This is a genomic window from Candidatus Symbiothrix dinenymphae, from assembly GCF_001431085.1.
Map to the genome: position 1 here is coordinate 1 of NZ_BBRU01000582.1, position 2,273 is coordinate 2,273.

Annotated in this window: 1 protein-coding gene; it reads left to right on the top strand. The window is 44.3% G+C overall.

The annotated features are described in order from the left end of the window. The coding region (locus ASC50_RS07340; protein WP_226995439.1) for a cellulase family glycosylhydrolase at positions 1-2,254 on the top strand (2,254 nt) is incomplete at its 5' end. Positions 2,255-2,273: the final 19 nt, after the last annotated feature.

Consider the following 2,273-nt stretch of genomic DNA (forward strand, 5'->3'; position numbering starts at 1 on the left):
TTGTATGAACAAAAGAATATGTATAGGAGTAAGTATCTTGTTAGGGATAATGTTGCAGAGTCTCAAAGCAAAAGAACTGCAAATAGACGCCAATTTTCCGGGCGGCAACATCAAAGTGCTGAGTATTGAAGGCGATACCGTCCGTTTAAAAGAGGATTTGCGAGATACGGAGGGCAACTGGTTCAATTGGTCGTTCAGGGTAAAGGGTGCTGAGGGACGGACGTTGAATTTTATTTTTGCTCGTGGTGTTATCGCTGCACGCGGTCCCGCTGTCAGTACAGATGGTGGAGAAACGTGGCGTTGGTTAGGAGAACTCGGTTTTTCCGATAAAAATTTTCAATACCAGTTTGGGAAGAAAGACAAAGAGGTTTATTTCGGTGTGGGAATGAATTATACGGAAAAGAATCTTACACAGTTTCTCAAGAAGTACAAGAAAAACCCGTATTTGAAAGTGGAAACACTTTGCAAGACGAAGAAAGGACGCAATGTAGAATTGCTCCGCATTTACGACAGCAACAAAACGCCCGATTTCAAAATATTCCTGTCATCGCGGCATCATTGCGGTGAAATGATGGCGACATACTCGCTCGAAGGAATTATAGATGCTGCGCTTTCCGATACGGAAGACGGACGCTGGCTACGGGAGCGCGCCGATTTCTTTATCGTCCCGTTGGTGGACAAAGACGGTGTGGAAGATGGCGACCAGGGCAAAAACCGCCGTCCACACGACCACAACCGCGATTACATTCAAAAGATTTATCCCGAAATTAAAGCTATTACCGAGCAGGTGCCCCAATGGCAGGATGGAAAGCCTTTGTTCTTCCTGGATATGCACTGTCCCGGACATCGTGGTGGTGCTGAGGGTGGTAATTACAAAAAAGGAACAAACGAATATGTCTATTTTCCCGGCAAAGACCCGACTGTTTATGTTGGTTTTGATAAAAAGCTCCAACGTTTCGGCGAGATTTTGGAAGCAGAAAAAAAAGGCGTCATTCCCTACAAGGCATCGTTCAATCTGCCGTATGGCGTTTCGTGGAACACTTCCGCCAATCTTAAAACGTCAAACTTGAGAAGTTGCGACCAGTGGGGAGCAACGTTGCCGAATGCCATTTTTGCCGGAGCTATAGAAGTTCCCTTTGCCAACGCTTCCGGGGTGGTTGTGGATGTCAATTCTGCGCGTGAATTGGGAAATGACCTCGCACGTGCTATCCGGGTCTATTTGGAAAGTTACAACTTCAATGCTTTTGCACAGGATAATCGCTGGTCGGAAGAACGGGCGAACAATTGGTACAAATCATTCAAATGGTTGAATGGCGTCAATTACATCCCTTCCGATGCTATCAATTATACGGCGATGTGGGATAAAACAAGTTTTAATCCGGCATTGATTGACAAAGAACTGGCGCTCGCCCAAAGTATCGGATTAAATTGTGTCCGTGTGGTATTGCAATATGCCGTATATGCAGATGACCCTGCGTATTTTCTCTCTGCATTGGAGCGTTTTCTGGAGATATGTGATAAGCATGACATCACAGTGATGCCGACTTTTTTTGATGATTGTACTTTTGGCGAAAATGCTGACCCGGTTATCGGCAAACAAGACGAACCTCGGATAGGTTGGTATGCCTGGGCATGGTCGCCTTCTCCGGGACATACCATGGTGGTGGATGAGAGCCGGCATCCCTTATTGGAAAAATATGTAAAAGATGTCCTGCGCAAATTCAAAAATGACCCGCGCGTACTTCTCTGGGATTTGTATAACGAACCAACCAATACAAAACCAACCAGTGAGGGATACCGCAGTATTCCGCTCGTTAAAAGTGTTTTTGTCTGGGCAAGGGCGATTAACCCGAGCCAACCTTTAACGGTCGGTACATGGAACGGCAATAAGGAACTCAATGAAATTGTTTTTGCACAGTCCGATATTATCAGTTTTAATAATTATGGCTCAAAAGAAGCGATGGCAAAGCAGATTCAAGATTTACGAAACTATAATCGCCCGCTTATTTGCACTGAGTGGATGAATCGCCCACTAAAATCCACTGTGGAAGATGTTATGCCTGTGTTGAAAAACGAGAATGTGGGCGGTTTTTTGTGGGGATTGGTAAACGGTAAAACGCAAACACATCTTACCTGGGGACATCGCCCTGAAAAACTACCCTACACAGGCGTATGGCAGCACGATTTGTATCATAGGGATTTCAAACCGTACAATATGGAAGAGATAGAAATTATTAAAAATTTAAATAAATAAAAAAAATGAATAAAAAATT